25 protein-coding genes and 1 pseudogene are annotated in these 21,438 nt (G+C 72.3%); 16 read left to right on the top strand and 10 right to left on the bottom strand.

Features of this window, described 5'->3' with window-relative positions; all coding sequences use genetic code 11:
* Positions 1-35: 35 nt before the first annotated feature.
* Positions 36-722, top strand: a complete 687-nt coding sequence (locus NEH16_RS00885; protein ID WP_265538482.1) for a VanZ family protein — start codon at positions 36-38, stop codon at positions 720-722.
* Entirely contained in the window at positions 719-1,495 is a 777-nt protein-coding gene (locus NEH16_RS00880) for a DUF3152 domain-containing protein (RefSeq protein WP_265538481.1), read from the top strand. The genes NEH16_RS00885 and NEH16_RS00880 overlap by 4 nt, the downstream gene beginning before the upstream one ends.
* Before the next feature lie 12 nt (positions 1,496-1,507).
* Here the strand turns inward: NEH16_RS00880 and NEH16_RS00875 are convergent, their stop codons facing one another.
* Complete coding sequence (locus tag NEH16_RS00875) at positions 1,508-2,116, bottom strand: TetR/AcrR family transcriptional regulator (RefSeq protein ID WP_265538480.1); 609 nt, start codon at positions 2,114-2,116, stop codon at positions 1,508-1,510.
* Between the two features lie 149 nt (positions 2,117-2,265).
* Between NEH16_RS00875 and NEH16_RS00870 the strand changes: the two genes are divergently transcribed.
* On the top strand, positions 2,266-3,084 hold the full coding sequence (locus NEH16_RS00870) for an alpha/beta fold hydrolase (RefSeq protein ID WP_242442127.1): 819 nt from the start codon (positions 2,266-2,268) through the stop codon (positions 3,082-3,084).
* A gap of 46 nt (positions 3,085-3,130) precedes the next feature.
* The gene (locus tag NEH16_RS00865) at positions 3,131-3,340 is read left to right on the top strand and encodes a DUF4287 domain-containing protein (RefSeq protein ID WP_073966949.1); all 210 of its coding nucleotides are present in this window, start codon (positions 3,131-3,133) and stop codon (positions 3,338-3,340) included.
* Positions 3,341-3,398: 58 nt separating this feature from the next.
* On the opposite strand, the gene NEH16_RS00860 is transcribed toward NEH16_RS00865, so the two are convergent.
* The 6 genes from NEH16_RS00860 to NEH16_RS00835 form a co-directional block, all read right to left on the bottom strand.
* On the bottom strand, positions 3,399-4,649 hold the full coding sequence (locus NEH16_RS00860) for an MFS transporter (protein WP_276105174.1): 1,251 nt from the start codon (positions 4,647-4,649) through the stop codon (positions 3,399-3,401).
* Between the two features lie 17 nt (positions 4,650-4,666).
* Positions 4,667-5,206 (bottom strand): ArsR/SmtB family transcription factor, encoded by a 540-nt coding sequence (locus NEH16_RS00855; protein WP_073966948.1) that lies wholly within the window; start codon positions 5,204-5,206, stop codon positions 4,667-4,669.
* Between the two features lie 111 nt (positions 5,207-5,317).
* Positions 5,318-5,539, bottom strand: a complete 222-nt coding sequence (locus NEH16_RS00850; RefSeq protein ID WP_265538478.1) for a helix-turn-helix domain-containing protein — start codon at positions 5,537-5,539, stop codon at positions 5,318-5,320.
* On the bottom strand, positions 5,539-6,009 hold the full coding sequence (locus tag NEH16_RS00845; protein WP_265538477.1) for a DUF2975 domain-containing protein: 471 nt from the start codon (positions 6,007-6,009) through the stop codon (positions 5,539-5,541). The genes NEH16_RS00850 and NEH16_RS00845 overlap by 1 nt, the downstream gene beginning before the upstream one ends.
* A 77-nt stretch (positions 6,010-6,086) precedes the next feature.
* Positions 6,087-6,920, bottom strand: a complete 834-nt coding sequence (locus NEH16_RS00840) for an SDR family oxidoreductase (RefSeq protein ID WP_265538476.1) — start codon at positions 6,918-6,920, stop codon at positions 6,087-6,089.
* 95 nt (positions 6,921-7,015) lie between these two features.
* On the bottom strand, positions 7,016-7,324 hold the full coding sequence (locus tag NEH16_RS00835; protein WP_242442126.1) for an STAS domain-containing protein: 309 nt from the start codon (positions 7,322-7,324) through the stop codon (positions 7,016-7,018).
* A 178-nt stretch (positions 7,325-7,502) separates the two neighbouring features.
* Between NEH16_RS00835 and NEH16_RS00830 the strand changes: the two genes are divergently transcribed.
* From NEH16_RS00830 to NEH16_RS00815, 4 genes are all read left to right on the top strand, one after another.
* Positions 7,503-7,835 (top strand): helix-turn-helix transcriptional regulator, encoded by a 333-nt coding sequence (locus NEH16_RS00830; RefSeq protein ID WP_265538475.1) that lies wholly within the window; start codon positions 7,503-7,505, stop codon positions 7,833-7,835.
* Positions 7,836-8,005: 170 nt separating this feature from the next.
* A complete protein-coding gene (locus tag NEH16_RS00825) occupies positions 8,006-9,682 on the top strand; it encodes a PP2C family protein-serine/threonine phosphatase (protein ID WP_265538474.1) in 1,677 nt (558 codons plus the stop codon).
* A complete protein-coding gene (locus tag NEH16_RS00820; protein WP_265538473.1) occupies positions 9,679-10,758 on the top strand; it encodes a cobalamin B12-binding domain-containing protein in 1,080 nt (359 codons plus the stop codon). The genes NEH16_RS00825 and NEH16_RS00820 overlap by 4 nt, the downstream gene beginning before the upstream one ends.
* A complete protein-coding gene (locus tag NEH16_RS00815) occupies positions 10,755-11,123 on the top strand; it encodes an STAS domain-containing protein (protein ID WP_265538472.1) in 369 nt (122 codons plus the stop codon). Before NEH16_RS00820 ends, NEH16_RS00815 begins: the two co-directional genes overlap by 4 nt.
* 20 nt (positions 11,124-11,143) lie before the next feature.
* Here NEH16_RS00815 and NEH16_RS00810 read toward each other — a convergent pair whose 3' ends face one another.
* Positions 11,144-11,503: an ATP-binding protein gene (locus NEH16_RS00810; RefSeq protein WP_374215686.1), complete on the bottom strand. Its 360-nt coding sequence runs from the start codon at positions 11,501-11,503 to the stop codon at positions 11,144-11,146.
* A 112-nt stretch (positions 11,504-11,615) separates the two neighbouring features.
* Complete coding sequence (locus NEH16_RS00805) at positions 11,616-11,969, bottom strand: STAS domain-containing protein (RefSeq protein ID WP_265538470.1); 354 nt, start codon at positions 11,967-11,969, stop codon at positions 11,616-11,618.
* Between the two features lie 230 nt (positions 11,970-12,199).
* On the opposite strand from NEH16_RS00805, the gene lanL reads away from it, so the two are divergent.
* The 7 genes and pseudogenes from lanL (at position 12,200) to tatA (ending at position 19,428) form a co-directional block, all read left to right on the top strand.
* The gene (lanL, locus tag NEH16_RS00800) at positions 12,200-14,863 is read left to right on the top strand and encodes a class IV lanthionine synthetase LanL (RefSeq protein WP_265538469.1); all 2,664 of its coding nucleotides are present in this window, start codon (positions 12,200-12,202) and stop codon (positions 14,861-14,863) included.
* A gap of 45 nt (positions 14,864-14,908) precedes the next feature.
* The gene (locus NEH16_RS00795) at positions 14,909-15,067 is read left to right on the top strand and encodes a VenA family class IV lanthipeptide (protein WP_018104907.1); all 159 of its coding nucleotides are present in this window, start codon (positions 14,909-14,911) and stop codon (positions 15,065-15,067) included.
* Between the two features lie 83 nt (positions 15,068-15,150).
* Entirely contained in the window at positions 15,151-16,185 is a 1,035-nt protein-coding gene (locus NEH16_RS00790; RefSeq protein WP_265538468.1) for an ABC transporter ATP-binding protein, read from the top strand.
* On the top strand, positions 16,182-17,036 hold the full coding sequence (locus tag NEH16_RS00785) for an ABC transporter permease (RefSeq protein WP_265538467.1): 855 nt from the start codon (positions 16,182-16,184) through the stop codon (positions 17,034-17,036). Before NEH16_RS00790 ends, NEH16_RS00785 begins: the two co-directional genes overlap by 4 nt.
* A gap of 129 nt (positions 17,037-17,165) precedes the next feature.
* A pseudogene (locus NEH16_RS00780) lies at positions 17,166-18,232 on the top strand (DUF3533 domain-containing protein).
* Between the two features lie 142 nt (positions 18,233-18,374).
* Complete coding sequence (locus NEH16_RS00775) at positions 18,375-19,115, top strand: dienelactone hydrolase family protein (RefSeq protein ID WP_265538466.1); 741 nt, start codon at positions 18,375-18,377, stop codon at positions 19,113-19,115.
* 118 nt (positions 19,116-19,233) lie between these two features.
* Positions 19,234-19,428: a Sec-independent protein translocase subunit TatA gene (tatA, locus tag NEH16_RS00770; RefSeq protein WP_308286033.1), complete on the top strand. Its 195-nt coding sequence runs from the start codon at positions 19,234-19,236 to the stop codon at positions 19,426-19,428.
* A 76-nt stretch (positions 19,429-19,504) separates the two neighbouring features.
* On the opposite strand, the gene NEH16_RS00765 is transcribed toward tatA, so the two are convergent.
* Positions 19,505-20,164 carry a TetR/AcrR family transcriptional regulator gene (locus NEH16_RS00765; protein WP_265538465.1) on the bottom strand — a complete coding sequence of 220 codons (660 nt, stop codon included), beginning with the start codon at positions 20,162-20,164 and terminating at the stop codon, positions 19,505-19,507.
* A gap of 154 nt (positions 20,165-20,318) precedes the next feature.
* Between NEH16_RS00765 and NEH16_RS00760 the strand changes: the two genes are divergently transcribed.
* On the top strand, positions 20,319-21,437 hold the full coding sequence (locus tag NEH16_RS00760) for a serine hydrolase domain-containing protein (protein ID WP_265538464.1): 1,119 nt from the start codon (positions 20,319-20,321) through the stop codon (positions 21,435-21,437).
* The last annotated feature ends 1 nt before the right edge of the window (position 21,438 follow it).

The following is a 21,438-nucleotide window of genomic DNA, read 5'->3' as shown; positions in this document are numbered from 1 at the left end:
CGCTCCGGCAACCGCCCCGCGTATTGGGTAGAGGCATGGACCAGAACACCGCACTGCCCACCTCGCCCCGTCGTGTACGAAGAGCCGTCCGCCTGGTCGTGCTCACCGCCCTCGGCGCCGCCGCGGCGGCCTTCGCCCCGTTCGTGCTGCGCATGTTCGTGGTGTCCGTGCCCATGGTCGTGCGCGGTGGCTGGTACGCCTGGTTCTGGACGTTCAACGGCGTGATGCTGACCATGGTGGCCGCGCTGCCGCTGTCCGCGCTGACCGTGTGGTTCCTGACGCGCAGGCGCAGGGCGGCGGGCCTCGATCCGGTCCGGGCACGGCGCGCCTCGCTGGCCGAGGTGGGCATGGTGCACGGGACGGTGCCGTGGGTGTGGCTCATCATGATGCCGGGGGCGCACGCGGGTGAGGTCCCCGGCCGCGTCAGCCTGGTCCCGCTGGTGGACCTGGTCACGATGGGGCCGCTCGGGCTGGCCGGCAATCTGCTGGTGTTCGCGGCGCTCGGCTTCTTCGCCCCGATGCGGTACGCCGCGCTGGCGTCGCTGCCGCGCGTTCTGGCGCTCGGGGCGGGCCTGTCCGCCCTGTTGGAAACCCTTCAGTACGTGCTCCGGCTGGACCGGGTCTCCTCGGTGGACGACGTCCTGGTCAACGCGACCGGCGCCGCCCTGGCCGCCCTCGCGTCCACCCGGTGGTGGCTGCCGCGCGAGGGGGCCGCGAAGTGACCGGCCGCCCGAACGCGCCCCGCACCCACCGGGCTTCGGCCCGGCGGCGCCCCCGGGCAGCCGTCACTCCGGTGCTGCTGGCCCTCGCCGCGGCCGCGCTCTGCCTGCTCGCCGGCCACGGACTGCCCGGCACGTCAGACCCGGCTGCGACGCCCGTCGCCGTCCACGGGGACACCCGCAGCGAGACCCCCGAGGCGACCGCCACTGCCTCCGTACCGGAGTCCGGACCCGGCACCTTCACCGTCGCGAGGGCCGACGCGCACCGCACCGGCGGGGGCCGGCCGTACCGGGTGGAGGTCGAGGACGACATGGGGGTGGACCCGGACGAGGCCGCCGAGCAGATCGCGGCGATCCTCGACGACGAACGGGGCTGGGCACACGGGGCCGGTGTCACCTTCCGGCAGGTCGCCGACGACAGCGCCACCCTGGTCATCCGCATCGCCACACCGGACACGGCCGACGCCATCTGCGCCACCGGCGGCCTGGACACCGAGGGCGAACTCAACTGCCGGGTGGGCCGGACGGTGGCCGTCAACCTCAAGCGCTGGCAGCTGGGCTCACCCGAGTTCGCCGGGCCGCCCGAGGAGTACCGGGCGCTGATCATCAACCACGAGGTCGGCCACTGGCTGGGCTACGGCCACCGCGAATGCCCCGGTCCAGGTCAACCGGCCCCGGTGATGATGCAGCAGATCAAGGGCCTGCACGGCTGCGTGTCGAACGCCTGGCCGTACGCGGCGGACGGCAGCTTCCTCGACGGCCCCAAGGTGCCCTGAGCCAACGGGAGTTCACGCATAGGCGGCCAGGAAGGCGCGGATGCCGCCGTCCGCGTAGCGGTCCAGGTCGGCGTCGGTGTGCTGCGCGCTGCCGTGGAACATCGCCTGGTTCACCGGGATCCACAGCAGCAGCCCGGAGAAGTGGTGGGCGGCCAGCAGCGGGTCCGGGGTCTTGAGGAGCCCTTGATCGGTGAGCCGGCGGAAGGTGTCCGCCAGCGTGGCGAGGACCCGCTCGAACCCCTCCTCGTACCAGGCCGCGCCGAGCTCCGGAAAGGTGTCGGCGTTGGCGATGATCAGGCGGCGCAACTGGATGACCTGGGGCCGGGTGAGACCCGTGAGGAACTGCCGGGCGAGCCGGGTCAGGTTCTCGCCGAGGGTTTCCGCGTCGGCGGGGATGTCGGCCACCAGGTTGACCAGGGCGTCGATGCGGTCCGTGGTGGCCAGCACGATGTCGGCGAACAGCTTCTCCTTGTCCGCGAAGTGCTTGTAGACGGTCTGCTTGGAGACCGCGGCCAGCTTCGCGATGTCGTCCATGCTCGTGCCCGCGTATCCCTTGTTCAGGAACACCTCGGTCGCGGCCTCCAGGATCGCCTGGTGCTTCCGCGCTGACCGGCTGTCCATCATCGGCTCCCTCTCCCTGTCCGCGTCTGCCTAGCCGAAGAGTACTGGACTGATCAGTACTCGTGTGAGTACTGTACCGTCCAGTTCCAGAACGCGGCTCGCCGCCGCCTGGAAATCGTGTCAACCATGCAGCTATGGGGGTATTTCGCATGAGCAGGACTGTGGACAAGGTCGTCTCCGCCGACGGCACGGCCATCGCCTTCGAGAAGCAGGGCACCGGCCCGGCCGTGGTGCTCGTCGGCGGCGCCTTGATGACCCGGGGCGCCTCCGCCGAACTCGCCGCACTGCTGGCCGAGCGCTTCACGGTGATCACGTACGACCGCCGGGGCCGGGGCGACAGCGGGGACGCCCCCGCGTACGAGGTGCGGCGCGAGATCGAGGACATCGACGCGCTCATCGAGGGGCCGGGCGGAGGTTCGGCGATGCTCTTCGGCATGTCCTCGGGTGCCGTACTCGCCCTGGAGGCGACGGCCCGGGGGAGTGCCGTACCGCGTCTCGCGCTGTACGAGCCGCCGTTCATCACGGACGGCAGCCGGTCGCCGCTGCCCGCCGATTACGTGGCGCACCTGACCGAGCTGACCGGCCGCCAGGCTTACGGGGACGCCGTCGCGTACTTCATGACGGCGGCGGTCGGCGTCCCCGGCGAGGTTGTCGCGGGCATGCGGCAGGCCCCGTTCTGGGCGGACATGGAAGCTGTCGCCCACACCCTTTCGTACGACGGCCGGATCATGGGCGACACCATGTCCGGCCGCCCGCTGCCGGTCGAGCGCTGGGCTTCGGTGACCGTGCCGGTGCTCGTCGGCAGCGGGGACCTGGGCGATCCGCACATGCTGACCGGTGCCCGCGAACTCGCGGCGACGGGCGACAACTTCACCCTCCGGGTCTTCCCGGGGGAGGAGCACAACATCGCGGCGCAGACCCTGGCACCGGCCCTCGCCGACTTCTTCGGTGGCGAACAGGCGCGCTGACCAGCACGCACGACCACCCTTCACCCTCACCGGAAGGAGCCACCGCATGACCGCACAGGCAAAGGGACCCGCCAGCTACTTCCCCTCCATCGAGAAGAAGTACGGCCGCCCCATCGACGAGTGGAAGAACCTGATCCGCGCGTCCGATCTGACCAAGCACATGGAACTCGTCGCCTGGCTCAAGGCCGAACACGGCCTGGGCCACGGCCACGCCAACGCCCTGGTCGCCCACACGCTGGCCGAGCAGGGCAGGTGAACGCGGCGCGCCCGCTCCTCGGACCGGGGAGCGGGCGCGCCGGAGTGGGGGAGAGCACTCACACCGGGTTGGGCGCACCGTCCCGGGTGGCCTCCTCGGCCGGGGCGGCGGCATGCAGCGCCGCTTCGACGCGGCGGTTGTTCGTCATGGAGGCGGTGACCGCCGTCATCGTCAGGAGCAGCGCGGCGGCGGTGTAGAGCGGGGTGCGGATGTCGTAAGCGGTCGCCAGCCAGCCGCCGATGAACGCGCCGAGGGGCGCCGCGCACATCGCGAGCATCCGGGAGGTCGACGCGACCCGGCCCATGAGGTGGCCCGGGACGATCGCCTGCCGGAGCGAGGGCCCGAGCACCATCGTGGCGCCCATGGCCGCCCCGCAGACGGCGAGCGCCAGCCCGGCCACGTACGGGTTCGAGGCGGAGGCCAGGCCCAGGATCGCCAGGCCCTCGACGGCGGCCGTGCAGGTCAGGGCGGTGCCGGTGCCGAGTCGCCGGCCCAGTTGCGAGGCGATGGCCGCGCCGAGCAGGCCGCCGGTGGCCTCCGCCGTGAGCAGCAGACCGAAGCCGTACGTGCCGATGCCTAGGCGGTCGTGGGCGAAGATGACGAGGACCGTCTCCACGGCGAGGAAGGCGATGTTCCCGACCGCGGGGCGCAGCGCGAGCCCCAGCAGCAAGGGGTTGCGGAAAACGTAGGACGCGCCGGCCCGGGCCTGCCCGAGCAGCGACTCGCGGGCCTCCGGCACGGGCCGGGGCATGGCGGGCAGCGTACGCACGAGCAGGGCGGAGACCGCGAAGGACACGGCGTCGGCGACCAGCGGAACCGCCCGCCCGAGCGCCAGCAGCGCGCTGCCCGCAGGCGGCCCGGCGAACCCGGACATCGCTGTCTGCGCCCCACGCAAGCGGGAGTTGGCGCGCTCCAGCTGCGCGGGGTCGCGGCTGAGCAGGTCCGGCAGGTAGGCCGTGGCGGCGGTGTCGAAGAAGAGCCCGCCGAGGCCGAGCAGGAACGCGACGGCCGCCAGCAGCGGAATGCTCAGCACATCGAGTCCGGCCGCCACCGCGGGTATCGCGAGCAGCACCGCCCGTGCCGTGTCCGCCACCCACATCGTGCGCCGGCGGTCCCAGCGGTCCACCAACGCACCGCCGAGGATCCCGAAGAGCAGCCACGGGAGCGTCCCGGCCGCCGTGACGACGGCCAGGGCGAGCGGGTCCCGCGTCAGGGTGAACGCGATCAGCGGCAGCGCGGCGTGCGTGATCCCGTCACCGAGCGAGGAGATCGTCTGAGCGGACCACAGCCGTCCGAATCCGGCCGGCAACTTCTTTGCACTGATCGTCACTTGGTGTCCTCCTCGGTCTGCCGGATCTGCGCGGGACGGAACAGCGCGAACACGAGCGAGGTGTCCGGCAGCGACGGATCGGACAGCTCCCGGTACTCGTCGGCCAGGGCCTGCAACCGCGCCCCCAGCTCCGCGAACTGCTCGTCGGTGAGCCGCAGATGCGCCATCCGCACCTGCCGCTCGCCGTCCGCCGGGGACGCCTCCAGGTCCGCCACCGCGTGCCGCATCAGCACATCCGGCCCTCCGTCGCCCGGATCCGGCAGCTCGATCGACCGGGCGGCCATCGCGTAATACCGCTCCATGACGCCCCGGACCTTGCGCGTCCGCACCACTTTCACCAGGCCGGCCCGTTCCAGGAGCCGGACGTGGTAGCTGGAACTTCCCTTCGCGAGGCCCACCCGCTCCGCGATCTGCGTGATCGTCGCGGGCTCGAAGCGGAGCACGGCCATGATCCGGTGGCGCGTCAGATTGGAGACCGCGCGCAGCTGCTCGTCGGTGGTGACATGAAACGTCTCGGGGACGTCGTCGGTTGGCATGCTCGCAATGGTCAACGTTTCTTGACCATTGCGCAAGGGGTTTCCGCGAGCAGGCGTCGAAAAGGCCCCGGGTGGCGGAAATCCGCACGGCCCGGGGCCTGTTGAAGGGGGTTACTCGCTCGCCGCGTCCTCCGGATCCCAGTGCAGCAGGTCGCCGGGCTGGCAGTCGAGCACCTCGCAGAGCGCGGCGAGCGTCGTGAAACGCACCGCCTTGGCGCGGCCGTTCTTGAGTACCGCCAGATTGGCGGGCGTGATCCCCACGCGCTCGGCCAGCTCGCCCACGGACATTTTCCGCCTCGCCAGCATCACGTCGATGTCGACGGTGATCGGCATCAGATCACCTCGCTCAACTCGGCCCGCATCCGCGCGGCCTGGGCGAGCAGCGCCCGCAGTACGAGCACGATGAGCGCGACCCCCAGGATGCCCACGCCCACCCCGGCCATGATGACGGTGACCCCCGGGTCGTCCCGCTGCCCCGGGGCGTTCACGGCCGTGACCGTGAACCACACGAGGGCCGCCGAGGTGATCGCGCCGATCACGCCGTCCACGTAACGGAAGGCGGCGTGCGAGAACACCGTGCCGCGCCGCGCCATCGCCACGAGCCGCCAGACGCAGACGGCGACGACCTGGACCGAGACCATCCCCAGGATCGTGAGCACGCGCATCGCCGTCAGTGGCATCGAGCCGTCCTCCGGATCGTTCCCGCTGATCAGTGCCCACGCCATGCCCACCTGTACGAAAAGAGTGCCGGCGCACACCACTACGAGCATGGCGCGCAGAGCGCCCACGGTCAGCCGTCCCATGATTCACCTTCCATCGATCAACGATGGAAAGCTATCGAAAAACGATAGGAGTGGCAAGGTGTGGATACGCACCGCCCTCAGCGGAAGGCGTCGGCGTGCTCCATGGCCCACTGCCGGAACGGCCTGGCCGGGGTGCCGGTGACGTGCCGGACGGTGTCGCGTACGGCCAGCAGTTCCTCGTTGGCGTCTCCGCCCATGACATCGAGCACCGCGTCCGCGTCCTTCTCCCCGACCGCGCCGGCCATCCACGGGCGGGCCTCCTGCCGGCCGATCTCCGTGAACGGCACCGGGCGCCCGATCGCCGCCGCGACGGCCCCCACCTGGCGCCGGGCCGGCATCGGCTCCGGACCGGTCAAGGCGTACGTGCGCCCGCGGTGGCCGGGCTCGGTGAGTGCGACCCGGGCCACCGACGCGATGTCCGCGGGGTGGATCGTGGGCAACCCGGTGTCCGCGAACGGCGTGCGGACGGTTTCCCCCGCGCGGATCGAGGCGGCCCACAGCAGCGCGTTCGAGGCGAACTGGGTCGGCCGCAGGACGGTCCACGCCATGCCGCTGTCCTTGAGCAGCTGCTCCACCGCCAGGTTCTCGGCGGCGGGGCCGAGGTGCGGGTGGGTCAGGGCGGTGATGGACGACACCAGCACGACGTGCTCCACGCCCGCCCGCCGCGCCGCCGCGATGATCTCCGCGTCCGGCCCCACGCGCGACGGCAGGAACAGAGACCGTGCCCCGGTCAGCGCGGGCTCCAGGGACTCCGGCACCGCGAGATCGCCCTCGACGGCCTCGACTCCGGCGGGGAACGCGGCCCGCGAGACATCACGCGTCAGCGCCCTCAGAGGGCCCGCCCCATGGGCGTACAGCTCCCTCAGTAAGGCGCTTCCGATGTTTCCGGTGGCTCCGGTCACAAGGATCATGGGGTGTGCTCCCGTCGTCAGGCGGTGGACTCGGGAACACGCTAGGAACTCAAGGGCGCTTCAGGTCAAGCAGGCGCCTCGCGGCACCTCACCGGTCAGCAGGCGGCCGCTTCCTCGACCGTGCCCCGTACGTACAGGACCGCGTCGAGCCCCGTGATCCGCAGCAGCCGCTGGAGATGGGGCCCGGCTCCCGCCACGCGCAGGGCGACCGACCGATGGGTGAGGATCAGCAGGTTCAGGAGCGACGAGTCCGCGAAGGTGATCCCCGACGCGTCCAGCACCACCTTCGGCTGCGTCCAGGCCGCCGTCGTCAGTGCCTCCTCGAGCCGCGCGATCGACTGCGCGTCGCAGGAGCCATGGGCCGCGACGACCCATACGCCGTGCCGCGCGTACTGCGTCACCACGGCCTGCGGCGGACCCGCCGAGGGTGCACTGCTTGCCCCGACGCCGCTGATGCGTGCTACCGGGACGGCTTCGCCGTACGACACCCCGAGCCTCCTGTGACTCTCACCATGTCAATGGATACACGAAAAGTATGTCATGTAGTTGAGGTCGGGCAAGGGGTCGCGCTTAGATGGAGGCATGTCTGGAGTACCCGAATCCCACACCGGATGGACGTTCATCACCAACCACGCGCGCGTACTGGCGACCATCGCCGAGGACCCGACCGTCCGGATCCGTGACATCGCCGCGCGCTGCCGGCTCACGGAGCGCGCGGTCCAGCGGATCATCGCCGACCTGGAACAGGACGGGTACCTCTCCCACACGCGAGAGGGCCGCGCCAACACGTACCGCATCGAACCGGACAAGGTGCTGCGCCACCCCGCCGAGGCCGGCCTGTCCGTGGCCTCGCTGCTCACCCTCCTCGTACAGGACGAGACGGACCGTGGCAGAGAGCCCGTGAAGGCGCCGTGAAGGTCGCGTATCAGGGTCGTGTCCGGACCGTAGAGGTGTAACTCTGCGTCACCTTCGCGGGGGGTGGGTCGATTGCCATCGAGGGCCGCCCTGCGCGATAGTTGCCGCTAGGCAATGCTTGTCCGTCCAGTTGGAAGGTGGTGCGGCTCGCCGCAGGCGGGTCCCCCTTCATGGCTCCTCCCCAGGGAACTCCCGTTACGAAAACCGACGAACGCCCGGCATCCGGCGCCTGGTCCACGGCCCCGTACCCGGTGATCGAGAGCGGTGCGAACGGGGCGCTGACCGGGCTGAACCCCGCGGCCTCCCGGCTTCTCCCGGCCGCACGACCGGGGAGCACGATGGCCGAAGCGGTCCCGGCCTGGCTCGCCCGGGCCGACCGGGAGCTGCGCGATCCGACGGCCCGCATGTCCACCGACCCCCGCGGGGAAACGGCTCCGCCGACGTCGGGGTGGATCGGCGGACGCAGCTACGAGGCGCACCCCGGCCACGGCGAGAACGGTGACGTGGTGTGGTGGCTGGTGGACGATACCGACCGCCGGCTCGCGGAAGAGGCACTGGCCACCGAACGTGAACGGACCGCGTTCCTCGCGGAGGCGTCCAACGTCCTGCTGGCCTCGTTGAACACCGACCGGTGCGTGTCCGCGACGGCCCGGCTCGCCTCCCAGTACCTCGCGGAGGCGGCGGTCGTCGTCTCCCCCGCGAAGGGGGACAACCTGCCGCTGGCCCACGCGGTCGGCGGCCAGGAACCCGTACGCGGACTCGTCGCGGCCGACCCGTGCGAGGTGCCGGGTCTGGACGAAGCGCTCCAGGGCTTCCCGCCCGTTCCCTCGCGCTGGATCGACCCCGCGTCGCTGCCGGCGTGGGTGATCCCCGAGGGGTACACCGGCACGATCACCTCGGTCGTCGTCGCACCCCTGCCCGGCCAGGGAGTCCCGGCGGGCGCCCTGGTCCTGCTGCGGAGCGGCGGCCAGTTCACCGAGGACGAGCAGACCGTCGCCCGGCTGTTCGCCGCGCGCGCCGGGGCCGCCCTGTCGGCCGCCCACCTCTACGCCGAGCAGAGCGCCATCACCCGCACCCTGATGCAGGACCTGCTGCCGCCCCGGCTGCACCGCGTCCACGGCGTCGAATTCGCCGGCGGCTACCGGCCCGCCGCCGCCCGGGAGCGCGTCGGGGGAGACTTCTACGACGTCCACCCGGCCGGCGCCGAAGAGGACGGCTCCGCGCTGGTGGTCCTGGGCGACGTGTGCGGCAAGGGACTGGACGCGGCCGTGCTCACCGGCAAGATCCGCAACACCCTCCAGGCGCTCATCCCCATGGCGGACGACCACCAGAAGGTGCTGCGGCTCCTCAACGACGCGCTCCTCAACTCCCACCACACCCGCTTCGCGACCATGGTCCTGGCCTCGGTCCGGCGCACGGACCACCAGGTGCGCCTGCGGCTCACGGCCGCCGGACATCCCGTACCGCTGGTGGTGCGGGCCGACGGCCGGGTCGAGGAGATCCGGACCCACGGCACCCTGGTCGGGGCGCTGCCCGACATCGAGTCCCGTACCGCCGAAACCGTCCTGCGGCCCGGCGAGACGTGCCTGCTCTACACCGACGGATTCACCGAGGCCCGGGGCGGCCCGCTCGGCGACGAGATGTTCGGCGAGGCGAGACTCAAGCGGGCGCTCTCGGAGTGCGCGGACATGCCCGGCGAGGCCGTGGTCGAGCGCATCCAGATGCTCGCCGCCCAGTGGGTGCGGGGCGGCGGCCACGACGACATGGCCGTCGTCGCGATTACCGCCCCCAGGACCACCCATCTCAGTGCGGTGGACGGGCACACCCGGGGCAGGTACACCGCATGACAGCCTGCCTCCCCGCACTGCCCGAACTGCGCGACCGCCTCATCGCCGCGGCCGCCCTGGACCGCGACGAGTTCGCCGCCACCGGACTCGTCACCGGCGCCCTCGACGACGGGGTGCCCGCCGAGACGGTGCTGCTGGACCTCATCGCCCCCGTACAGGCGACGGTCGGTACCGAGTGGGCGGCCAACCGCCTCACCGTGGCCCAGGAGCACGCCGCCAGCGCCATCGTGGAGCGGGTGATCACCGCGCTCGCCCACCACCCGGCCGCCCGCACCACACCCCGGTACGGGAAGGTCACCGTCGCCTGCGTGGAGCAGGAATGGCACTCCCTGCCCGCCCGCCTGCTGGCCGAGGTCCTCACCCTGCGGGGCTGGGAGGTCGACTTCCTGGGAGCCCAGGTCCCCACCCCCCATCTCGTCGCCCACCTCCACCACACCGGCGCGGACGTCGTCGCCCTCTCGTCCTCCCTCCCCACCCGGCTGCCCTCCGCCCACGCGGCGATCACCGCCTGCCAGTCCGTGGGAGTGCCCGTCCTCGTCGGAGGGGCGGCCTTCGGGCCCGACGGCCGCTTCGCGCGCCTGCTCGGCGCGAACGCCTGGGCCCCCGACGCCCGCACCGCCGCCGACCTGCTGGCCGCCGGCCTCGCCCCGCCCGCCCCCGCCGACGTACGGCAGCAGATCGACGACCTGCCGCACCTGGTCGACCAGGAGTACACGTTGGTCGCGCGCTCGCAGGGCCAACTGGTCAAGCAGGTGCTGACGCGACTGGACGACCGGTTCCCGGCCATGGCCACGTACACGGACGCGCAGCGCGAGCGCACCGCCGAGGACATCGCGCACATCGTGGAATTCCTCACCGTGGCCATCTACACCGACGATGACGAACTGTTCACCAGCTTCATCACATGGACCGCGGGCATCCTCACCGCCCGCCACGTCCCCGCCCACTCCCTGCGGCCCGTCCTGGACATCCTGGCGGCCGCGCTCAAGGACTTCCCCCGGGCCGTCCGGCCGCTGGAGCGGGCGAGAACCGTCCTGGCCGACGCCACCGCAGCACACCCCGGAGCACCCGCATGAGCGTCCCGTCCCTCAGTCTCACCGTCGAAACGGGCGAGGGAACCACCAGGCTGCGTCTCGCGGGCGTCCTCGACTACGACACCAGTGACGCCTTCGGCATACGCGCCACGGCATGCGTCGACGCGGACCCCAGGCCGGCCGAACTGCGCCTGGACTGCGCGAAGCTCCGGCTCTGCGACTCGATGGGGCTCGCCGTCCTGCTGATGATCCACCGGCGCACCGCCGCGCGCGGGATCACCCTCGTCCTGGACGACCCGCCGGCCTCCATGGAGCGGATGCTCCGGATCACCGGGACACGGCACCTCTTCGCACCGGGGGCCGGGGAGTCGAGGGGCCCGGACGAACTGAGCGAGACGACCGACTGAGAGCCCTGCCCCCGCGCCGGTCATGGCCGCGCGGGCAGCTCCATCAGCACCGTGATCCGTTTGCCGTCCGGAAGGACGCTGACGGAGACCCGGTCGGCGAGCAGCCGCACCAGCGGCCAGCCGTAGCCGCCGATCCTGGGCGCCTCCGCCCGCACCCGCGGCCCCGTCGCGGGCAGCTCGGCCGGGCTCTCGCTGCTGGCGTCGCCCACCACGATGCGCAGCCCGGCGCCCGTGATCTCCGCCTCGAACGCGGTCAGCCGGCCGCCGTGCCGGAACGCGTTCGTCACCAGCTCCGACGTCACCAGCAGCGTGTCGTCCACCACATGGGCCGGCCATGCGTCGAGCGCCGCCCCGAAACGCGCCGCCAGCAGCTCGGTCACGATGCCCCGCGCCGCCGCCGCGTTCCGCGGAACGGCCGAGAGCGCATCTTCCGCTTCCCCGCCCACTTCTACCGCCACCGGCACACGCCCCCGCCCCGGCCGGCCGACGCCCTCAGCACTGGAGCGCGGAATCGACGTCGTCCGCGAACCGGAACGCGCCGGCCGTACCCGTGACCTCGAAGAGCCTGCGCACACCGGAGTGCAGGGGACCGGCCAGGACGAGCGGCACGCCCGCCTTCACATGTTCCCGCAGACCCTCCAGCAGGGAGTGGAGCGCCGCGGAGTCGGCGAACGTCACCCCGGACAGGTCGACCACCGTACGCACGCCACCGTCCGCCACCGCGCCGGTCAGCGCCGCCGACAGGTCACCGCTGCCCGACCACCCGTCCAGGCTGCCCCGGACCCGGATCAGCACCACGTCGTCGGCCGTCTTCTCGGAACCGACTCCCCGCTCATCTTCCGCCATGAGCCGTATCCTCCTACGCCGCACGCCCGGACCGGCGCCCGGGGGTCCGAAGCCCTTCCGAACGGCTCCCGGAGCGTGCGCCGCCTCGTGCGCCGGGCGCCGCCGGACCCGGTCAGCGGAGAACCCCCACGCTCGCTGGAGCAGGTGATTCCGGCCCGGGCGCGTTCCGCCCACCCATGACATGGGCAATTTCCGACCAGCGGTCCTCACCGTTGGGAGGGACACCCCACATGACGAGTCACGCGACCGAAGCCGCACTCGAAAGCCTGCTGAACCGAGCGTTTCAGGCCACCCGCACCGGCGACCGCTGGACGACCGGGACCGACGAGGCATGGTGCCGCGTCGCCCCCCGTTCGGCGACCCGGCGCGACCAGGGCTGGAAGCTCCACCTGTCGGCAACGGCCGCCTCCGCACCGACGGTCCTCGTCAGGGCCCTGGACGTCCTGCTGCCGGACACCTCGGCGTTCAAGTTCGCCCGCTCCCTCGACCAGGTGAGCACCCTCAACTCCCGCGCCACGCCTCGGGGCAGCTCCGGAAAGTTCATCACCGTCTACCCGCGCTCGGACGCCGATGCGGTCCGCCTCGCCCGCGAACTGCACGCGGCGACGGCCGGACTCGTCGGCCCCCGCATCCTCTCCGACCAGCCCTACGCGCCGTACAGCGTGGTGCATTATCGCTACGGCGCCTTCACCGGGCGCCAACGCCTCTCGGATCAGGGCCTGTTGATCTGGTACATCGAGGACCCCGACGGCAACCCGGTGGAGGACGAGCGCAGCGGCCGCTACGCCCCGCCCCCGTGGGCCGTCTGCCCGTTCCCCGCCACGGTGCCCCTCCCGCCCCCGGCGGCGGAGGCGGCGAGCGGCCCGGTCCTGCTCGGCGGCCGCTTCGCGGTACGGGAGGCGATCCGGCACACCAACAAGGGCGGCGTCTACCGGGGCACCGATGTCTCCACCGGCGCGCCCGTGATCATCAAGGAGACCCGGCCCCATGTGGAGGGCGACGCCTCCGGGCGCGACGTCCGCGACTGGCTGCGCGCCGAGGCCCGGATGCTGGACAGGCTGAAGGGCACGGGGCTCGCCCCGGACGCCCTCGCCCTCTTCGAGCACGGCCGGCACCTGTTCCTGGCCCAGAGCGAGATCCCGGGCGTCAGCCTGCGGACCTGGGTCGCCGAGCGCTTCCGCGACCTCGGGGGCGGGGAGTACCGCCGCGAGGCACTGGCCCTGCTCGCCGGGCTCGTGGACCTCGTCGAGGCGGCCCACGCCCACGGCTGCGTCCTGCGCGACTTCACACCCGGCAACGTCATGGTCCGCCCCGACGGCGAACTGCGCCTCATCGACCTCGAACTCGCCGCCGAGGTCACCGGCTCCTGCCTGCCGACCCGGGTGGGCACCCCCGGCTTCAGCGCCCCCGAGCGCCTGAGGGACGCGCCCGTGTCCGTGACGGCCGACTACTACAGCCTCGGCGCCACCGCGTGCTTCGTCCTGACCGGCAAGGTGCCCAACCTGCTGCCCGAGGAGCCCGCCACCCGGACCGGTGAGGAACGGCTCGCCTCCTGGCTCGGCGCCTGTACCGGAGCCGCGAAGCCCCCGGACGCCGTGACGGAGATGATCACCGGGCTGATGAAGGACGAGCCCGCCGCCCGCTGGGACACCCGCCGGGCGCGCGAAGCCCTCCGCGCGCCGGACACCGCCCGCCCCACGCGTACCGCACCGGCACGGGCGGCCCGGGGCGAGGAGCTGGACGATGCCGTCGCCGGCCTCGTGAACCACCTGCTCGACACCGTGACCCCCGGGGACGACCGGCGCCTGTGGCCCGTGTCCACCGCGTCCGGCGAGACCAACCCGTGCACCGTGCAACAGGGAGCGGCCGGCCCCCTGGCCGCCCTGACGCGGTACTTCGAACTGACCGGGGACCCCCGCCTGCCCGAAGTCCTCGCGGCGGCCGGCCACTGGATCGCGGACCGCACCCGCCCCCGGACCATCCGCCCCGGCCTGCACTTCGGGGACCTCGGCACCGCCTGGGCGCTGTACGACACCGGCCGGGCCCTCGCCGACCAGGCGCTCATCGACCACGCGCTCACCCTCGCGCTGACCCCGCAGGAGCCCACGCTCCACCACGACATCACCCACGGCACCGCCGGCAGCGGCATGGCCGCCCTCCACCTCTGGCAGCGCACCGGAGACCCGCGCTTCGCCGCACTGGCCGAGGACGCGGCCGACCGGCTGGCGTCCGCCGCCCGGCGCGACCCGTCGGCGGTCAGCTGGCCGGTCCCCGCCGAAGCGGTCTCCGGCGAGGCCGGCAAGCAGTACCTGGGCTTCGCCCACGGCTCCGCCGGCATCGGCTGCTTCCTCCTGCTCAGCGCAGCCGCCTCCGGGCGCCAGGACCACCTGCGGCTCGCGCAGGAGGTCGGTGAACACCTCCTGCGCAGCGCCGTACGGATCGGCGAGGCGGCCCAGTGGCCCGCCCAGGCCGGCGACGAACCCACCGCCCCGTACTGGTGCCACGGCTCGGCCGGCATCGGCACGTTCCTCGTACGGCTCTGGCAGGCCACCGGCGACGACCGGTTCGGCGACCTCGCCCGCCGCAGCGCCCCGGCCGTCACCGAACGCGCCTCCCGCGCCCCGCTCTCCCAGTGCCACGGCCTCGCGGGCAACGGCGACTTCCTGCTCGACCTGAGCGCCGCCACGGGGGAGTCCGCCCACCACACCCTGGCCGAAGCGATGGGCCGCCTCGCCGTCACCGAAGGCGCCCGCCGCCACCGGCACCTGGTCTTCCCCAACGAGTACGGAGACGTCTCGACCAGCTGGAGCGACGGATCGGCCGGAATCCTGGCCTTCCTCCTCCGTCTCCGCCACCCGAGCTCCCGGCACTGGCTCGCCCAGCTGCCGGGCTGAGCGGCAGAGAACCTGCCGCCGAACCACAAGAAGAAGGAGAGAACCATGGAAAACCAGACCCAGGACCTCGAACTCCTCGCCCACCTCCACGCCCTCCCCGAGACCGACCCCGTCGGCGCCGAAGCGGGCTTCTCCGCCACGTGTGAGTGCGTCGGCCTGCTGACGGTCCTCAACACGGTCTGCATCGGCATCAGCTGCGCCTAGGACCGGCCCACCGTCCGGCCGGCGGCTGTCCCGGGACAGCCGCCGGCCGGACCCACCGGCGAACCAGAGCTGAGGACCGCACCATGCGACTTCACACCGGCGGCGAGGAAATCGCCCCCCAGCACACCCCCGCCACCCTCGGCCCGCCCGAGTACGCCATCAGCACCCGCGACCTGGCCAAGAGCTACCCCGGGCCCAAGGGCACCACCACGCACGCCGTGAGCGGCCTGGACCTGGACGTCCACCGCGGCGAGACCTTCGCCTTCCTCGGGCCCAACGGCGCCGGGAAGTCCACCACCATCGCCATGCTCTGCGCCCTGGCCCGCCCCACCGCCGGCCACGCCACCGTCGCGGGCGCCGACGTGCGCACCCAGCCCCACCAGGTACGGCAACGCGTCGGCATGCTGTTCCAGCAGAGCGCCCTCGACCCGGACCTGACACCCGAACAGAACCTCCGCATCCACGCCCGCCTCTACGGCCTGCGCCGCGCCCACGTCCACCGGCGCACCGCCGAAGTCCTGGAGGTGGCCGGACTCACCGACCGGCGCTCCTCTCCCGTACGCACCCTGTCGGGGGGCATGCGCCGCCGCCTGGAAATCGCCCGCCAGCTCCTGCACGCACCGGGCGTGCTGTTCCTGGACGAGCCCACCACCGGCCTCGACCCCCACGCCCGCGCACAGATCTGGGACCACCTGTACGCCCTCCGGGAGCGGAACGGAAGCACCCTCTTCATCACGACCCACCAGCTCGACGAGGCGGCCAACTGCGACCGCGTCGCCATCATCGACCGCGGCCGGCTGGTCGCCCAGGGCGCGCCCGGCGCACTCAAGGCCGCCATCGGCGACGACCGGGTCCTGCTCCGCACCGACCAGGACGAGCGCGCACACCGCGTCGTCCACCGCATGGTCCCGCGCGGGCACTCCGTCACCCGGCAGACCGACGGCATCTGCCTGCGGCTGCCCGACGGCAGCTCCTGGATTCCCCGCCTCTGCGCGACACTGGAGAGCCACGGCATCGCCGTCCGCGCCGCGTCCGCCACCCCGCCCACCCTCGACGACGTCTTCTTCCACCACACCGGCCGCAGCATCCACGGCACCCAGCACGGCGGTGGCCGATGACCGCACTCCCGCTCCACACGACCGGCACCGGGGAGAGCACCCGTCCGGCCCGGCTGCGGCACGAACTGCGCGCCGTACACGGCCTGATCCACCGGGACCTGCTCCGCCTGGCCGGCCAGCGCGCCCACACCGCGCTGATGCTGCTCCACCCCGTGCTGTACCTGCTGATCCTGGGCGGCGGGCTCGCCGCGCTCATCCCCGACTCCACGCTGGGCGTCGGCTATCAGACCTACCTGTTCCCCGGCATGCTGATGATGACGGTGCAGACCCCGGCCATCCTGGTCGGCATCCGCCTGATCACCGACCGCCGCAGCGGCTATCTGCGCGAACTCCTCATGGCCCCGGTCAGCCGGGCGACCCTGCTCCTGGGCAGCTGCGCCGGCGGCACCCTGGTCGCCACGATCCAGGGCGCCGTGCTGCTGAGCCTGGCCGGAGTCGTCGGCCTGCCCTACGACCCGCTCCTCCTGGCGCTGCTCCTCGCCGGCATGACCCTGATCTCCTTCACGATCACCGCCCTCGCCCTCACCCTGGCCGTGGGCCTGAGCAGACCCGAAACGTTCCACACGCTGCTCGGCGTCATGATGATGCCCCTGCTGTTCCTCTCCGGCGGCTTCTTCCCCCTTCAGGCGCTCCCGGGCTGGACCCACGCCCTGGCCGCCGTGAACCCGCTCGCCCACGGAGTCGACATGCTGCGCGGCAGCATCGCCCTGCGCGCCCCGGACGCGGCGGCCGCCGGCGGGATCACCTGGGCCGGCCACCCGGTCCCGCTCCCCGTGGAGGCCGCCCTGCTCCTGATCAGCGGCGCGGGGGCCCTGCTCTGGGCCGCCCGCCGGTTCGCACGGCAGGAGTGACAGGCCCTGGTCCGAACGGGTGGGTACGGCACCGGCCATGCGTGTTCTCTCCGTGACGCACGGGCCCGGCGTGAGGATGTCGGCGGAATGGGTGCACCGGTCAATCACGGCTGAGAGCGGGGACGTCGCATGGCGGATGCAAGGGGCTCGACAGCGCAACTCGGCGCGTGGGCGGAGATGCGGGACGCGATCACCACCCGAGCCGTGCTCGTCATGGTGGGCGTGCTGCTGCTCCAACTGGGCTTCGCCCTCTCGTACATGGGGGCGTTCCACGCTCCCGAGCCCCACCGCATCCCGATCACCCTGGTCGCCCCGCGCCCCGTGGAGGCCGATCTGGTCGCCCGGCTCAACTCACTGCCGGGCGACCCGGTGCACGTCACCGCCGTACAGGACCGCGCGCAGGCCAGGGCCCGGCTGCTGGAGCGCAAGACCGACGCCGCGCTGATCGTGGCGGTGACCGGGCGCACCGACACGCTGCTCGTCGCCTCGGCCGGCGGCCCCTCGGCGGCCGACGCCGCCGCGAAGGTCGTGGCGACCGTGGAGCGTACGCAGAACCGGGCGCTGACCGTACGCGACATCCACCCGCCCGCCGCGGGGACAGCCGGGGGCTGTCGTCGTTCTACCTGGTGCTCAGCTGGACGATCGGCGGGTACCTCGCCGCCTCGGCCCTGAACATGGCGGCCGGGTCCAAGCGGCCCACGCTCCGGCGCTCCATCGTGCGGCTCGCCGCGATGGTGCCCTACGCCTTCGTCTCCGGAATCGGCGGAGCCATCATCGTCGGCCCCGTGCTGCACTGCCTGCCGGGCGCCTTCTGGGAACTCGTCGGCATCGGGACCCTGGTCGTCTTCGCCTCCGGTGCCGTGGGCGTGGCGCTCCAGTCGCTGCTGGGCACGATCGGGCTCGGCCTGACCATCCTCATCTTCACGATCCTCGGCAACCCCAGCTCCGGCGGCGTCTACCCGGCCTCCCTGCTGCCGCCCTTCTGGGCCGCGATCGGCCAGGCCCTGCCACCCGGCGCCGGGACGACCGTCGTCCGGAACACGGTCTACTTCGACGGCAACAACACCACGGGCGCCCTGTGGATCCTCGGCGCCTGGGCGTTCGCCGGAATCGTCGTGGCCCTGGTGGCCGCCGCCCTGCGCGGCCGGCGGGGCCGTACGGAAACCCGTTGGGCGACCGCTGCGGCACCCTGCTAGATTCTTCCCGGCCGTGCGAAAGAACAAGGAGGTGGTACCCGTGAACGCAGTATCGACATGGGTGCTCCCCTCCGGGGTCACGGTCGGGCGATAGGCAGGTCGTCCGGGAGCGCCGTTCTGTGCACTCCCGAAAGGCACGACCATGCATTTCACTTCCGAGCAGCGCCTGGACGACGGCGTACTCGAACGCTCCTTCACCCTCGATGACATCTCGGGCATCCTCTGGACACCCGAGTCGGCGTCGGCGTCCGCACCCGTGCCGCTGATCCTCCTCGGTCACCCCACGCTCGGCCTGGACAGGATGTACCCGCGGCTGGTCGACCGGGCCCGGCACTCCGCGGCGGACGGCTTCGCCACGGCCGCCATCGAACTCCCCGGCTGCGGCGACCGGCCCCGGCTGCCGGCCCTCGACCGGGCCCGCGCCGACATGCGCCGGGCCCTGCAGGCGGGCGAACCGGTCACCGACGAGATCATCGACGCCGTCGTCCTCCCGCTGGTCGACCAGGCGGTCCCGGAGCTGCGGGCCGCCATGGACGCGATCCTGGAGCTCCCCGAGGTCACCGGCCCCGTCGGCTACTCGGGCGGTGTGATCTCCATCGGCGTCCGGCTCGCCGCGGTCGACCCGCGCATCGCGGCCGCCGGCCTCTTCGCCGGCAGCTTCATCCCGCGCTCCACGTACGACGAGGCCCGCCGGCTCACCATCCCGCTGCACGTCCTGTTGCAGTGGGACGACGAAGGGAACGACCGGCAGGCGGCGCTCGACCTGTTCGACGCCTTCGGCTCCGAGGAGAAGGCTCTGCACGCCAACATGGGCGGCCACACCGGCGTCCCGGCTTACGCGGGGGCCGCGGCGGCCCACTTCTTCACCCGGCACCTGAAGTAGGACCGCGGGGGCACGACCCGTCCCACCTCGCCGAACGACACACAGCTCCGGTGTCTAAGGTGTCTGCTGGACGGGCGTGCCCCCGCACGCGCGGACGGCAACGAAGAAATGAGGTGACGTGATGCTCCGCAACGGCTTGGAACCGTGGCACCTGCTCATCGTGGCGTTGGTGGTCATCATGGTGTTCGGCTCGAAGAAGCTCCCCGACATGGCGCGCTCCCTGGGCAAGTCGGCCCGCATTCTCAAGAGCGAGGCCAAGGCGATGAAGGCCGAGGCGGCGAGCCCGGATCCCGCCGCGCCGGGGCACTCGTAACACCCGCGCCGACAAGGGGCCGGGACAGCGGCGGACCATCCGCCGCTGTCCCGGCCCCTTCGCGTGTCCCGGGTCCCTAGCCGGCGCGCACGACGGCCTCGATGTGGCCGAGGTGGGCGGCCAGGATGTCCTCGAAAGCCGCCCGGTGGTCCGTCTGGAGGGGGCGGAGGTCACGGGCGAAGTGAGCCAGGGCGGGGAAGCGCTCGGGGTCGGCGCCCAGGACCGCCACCCGGAACAGCTCCTGGCCCTGCTCGCGCTCCTCCGGGGTGAGGGTGTCGGCGCCGGCCTCCGACGCGATCAGCGAGGCGATGAGGACCACGATCCGGTGGTAGCGGACCGGGATCTCCTCGTCGGGCAGGCCCGAGGCGCGCAGTGCCTGAAGGACCTCCTCCACGACGAGCCGTGAACCCGCTCCGCTCGACACGTAACGCGCCCAGACCGCGGCGAGCTGCGGTTGACGGCGGAAGGCGTCCCGCACGCGCAGGGCCAGGGCCGTCAGGCGCTGCTTCCAGTCGCCCTCGGGACGGTAGCCCTCCATGGCGGTCAGCAGGACCCGGTCGGCCACCGCGCGCAGCAGCTCGGTCTTGCTGCGGAAGTGCCGGTAGAGGCTCGACGAGTCGGTCCCGAGGACCGCCGCCAGTTTCCGCACGCTGAACGACTCGGTCGCGCTCGTGCGCAGCAGTTCAGCGGCCGCGTCCAGGATCTCTTCGCTCGTCCAACGCCTTCGGCCTGCCATGTCGCTCCTCTCACCGGCCTCCAGCCTAACCTATGCACTTGGTGTTGCACGCAGCGCGTGCATAATGGGGTGCATGAGCCTGCCGGGCAGCCCGGCAGGGGGTGGGCCGTCGTGTGCGACCGCCGGCCCCGGGGGCTACGAAGGGACGTACGACGTGACGAACCCACTGGATTCCACGGCACTGGACGCCGCCATCGAGAACGTGCACCGCGCGGGCATGCCGGGCCTGTTCGCCGAGGTCCGGCACGGCGACCGGGTCTGGCGCGGCGCCGCAGGGGTCGCCGACACCGCCACCGGCCGCCCCGTCGACGCCGGGATGCGCCACCGGGTCGGCAGCGTCACCAAGACGTTCACCGCCGCCGCGGTCCTGCGGCAGGCCGAGCGCGGCCGGATCGAACTCGACGCACCGGTCGGCCGCTACCTGCCGGACCTGGTGCCGGGGGAGAGGGGCGAGGCGATCACCGTACGGATGCTGCTCGACCACACCAGCGGCCTCGCCGAATACCTTCCGTACGCCTATCCCTCCCTCAAGGCGTTCCCCGTCATCGCCGAGACCGGCCCCGAGAGCCTGGACGACCACCGGTACACGCGGTGGGAACGGACGGATCTGATCGCCATGGGCGTCGACGCACCCGCCGCCGGCGCTCCGGGCAGTGCGCCGGGGCTGTACTCCAACACCAACTACCTGCTGCTCGCCGAACTCCTGGCGCAGGTGAGCGGCACCACGGCCGAGGAGTGCATCACCCGCGACGTCATCGAGCCCGCCGGGCTCACGGACACCGCGTTCCCCACCGGGCCGGAGATCGACGGACCGCACGCACGGCTCTACGAGGCCTGGTTCGGCAAGATCGACCCACCGCGTGACTACAGCGTCTTCGACATGTCCTGGACGGGCCCTTCGGCCTCCCTCATATCGACCGTCGCAGACCTCAACCTCTTCTACGCCCAGCTCCTGGCCGGAAAGATCATCACCCGGTCCTCACTGGACCGGATGCGGCGCACCAACCCGGTCATCTCCCAGGAAGGCCGGATCATCGAGTACGGTCTCGGGCTGCACCCGACGGAAGCACCGGGCCAGGACACCTTCTGGGGCCACGGGGGTACGGTCTGGGGCGGTGGCACCCTGGCCATGACCCGCGCCGACGGCCAACGGCAGATGACGGTGGCGGTCAATCTCCAGCGGTGGAACACCCTGGACGCCTCCGGCAGGCCGCAGCCCCACCCCATCGACGCCGCGCTGGAGGCCCTGTACCGGATCGCGATGTACGGCTGAC

Source organism: Streptomyces drozdowiczii, from assembly GCF_026167665.1.
In the GTDB taxonomy this organism is placed as follows: domain Bacteria; phylum Actinomycetota; class Actinomycetes; order Streptomycetales; family Streptomycetaceae; genus Streptomyces; species Streptomyces drozdowiczii_A.
Note: the sequence above shows the minus strand (reverse complement) of the source record. Positions and strands in the feature narration are given on the sequence as shown.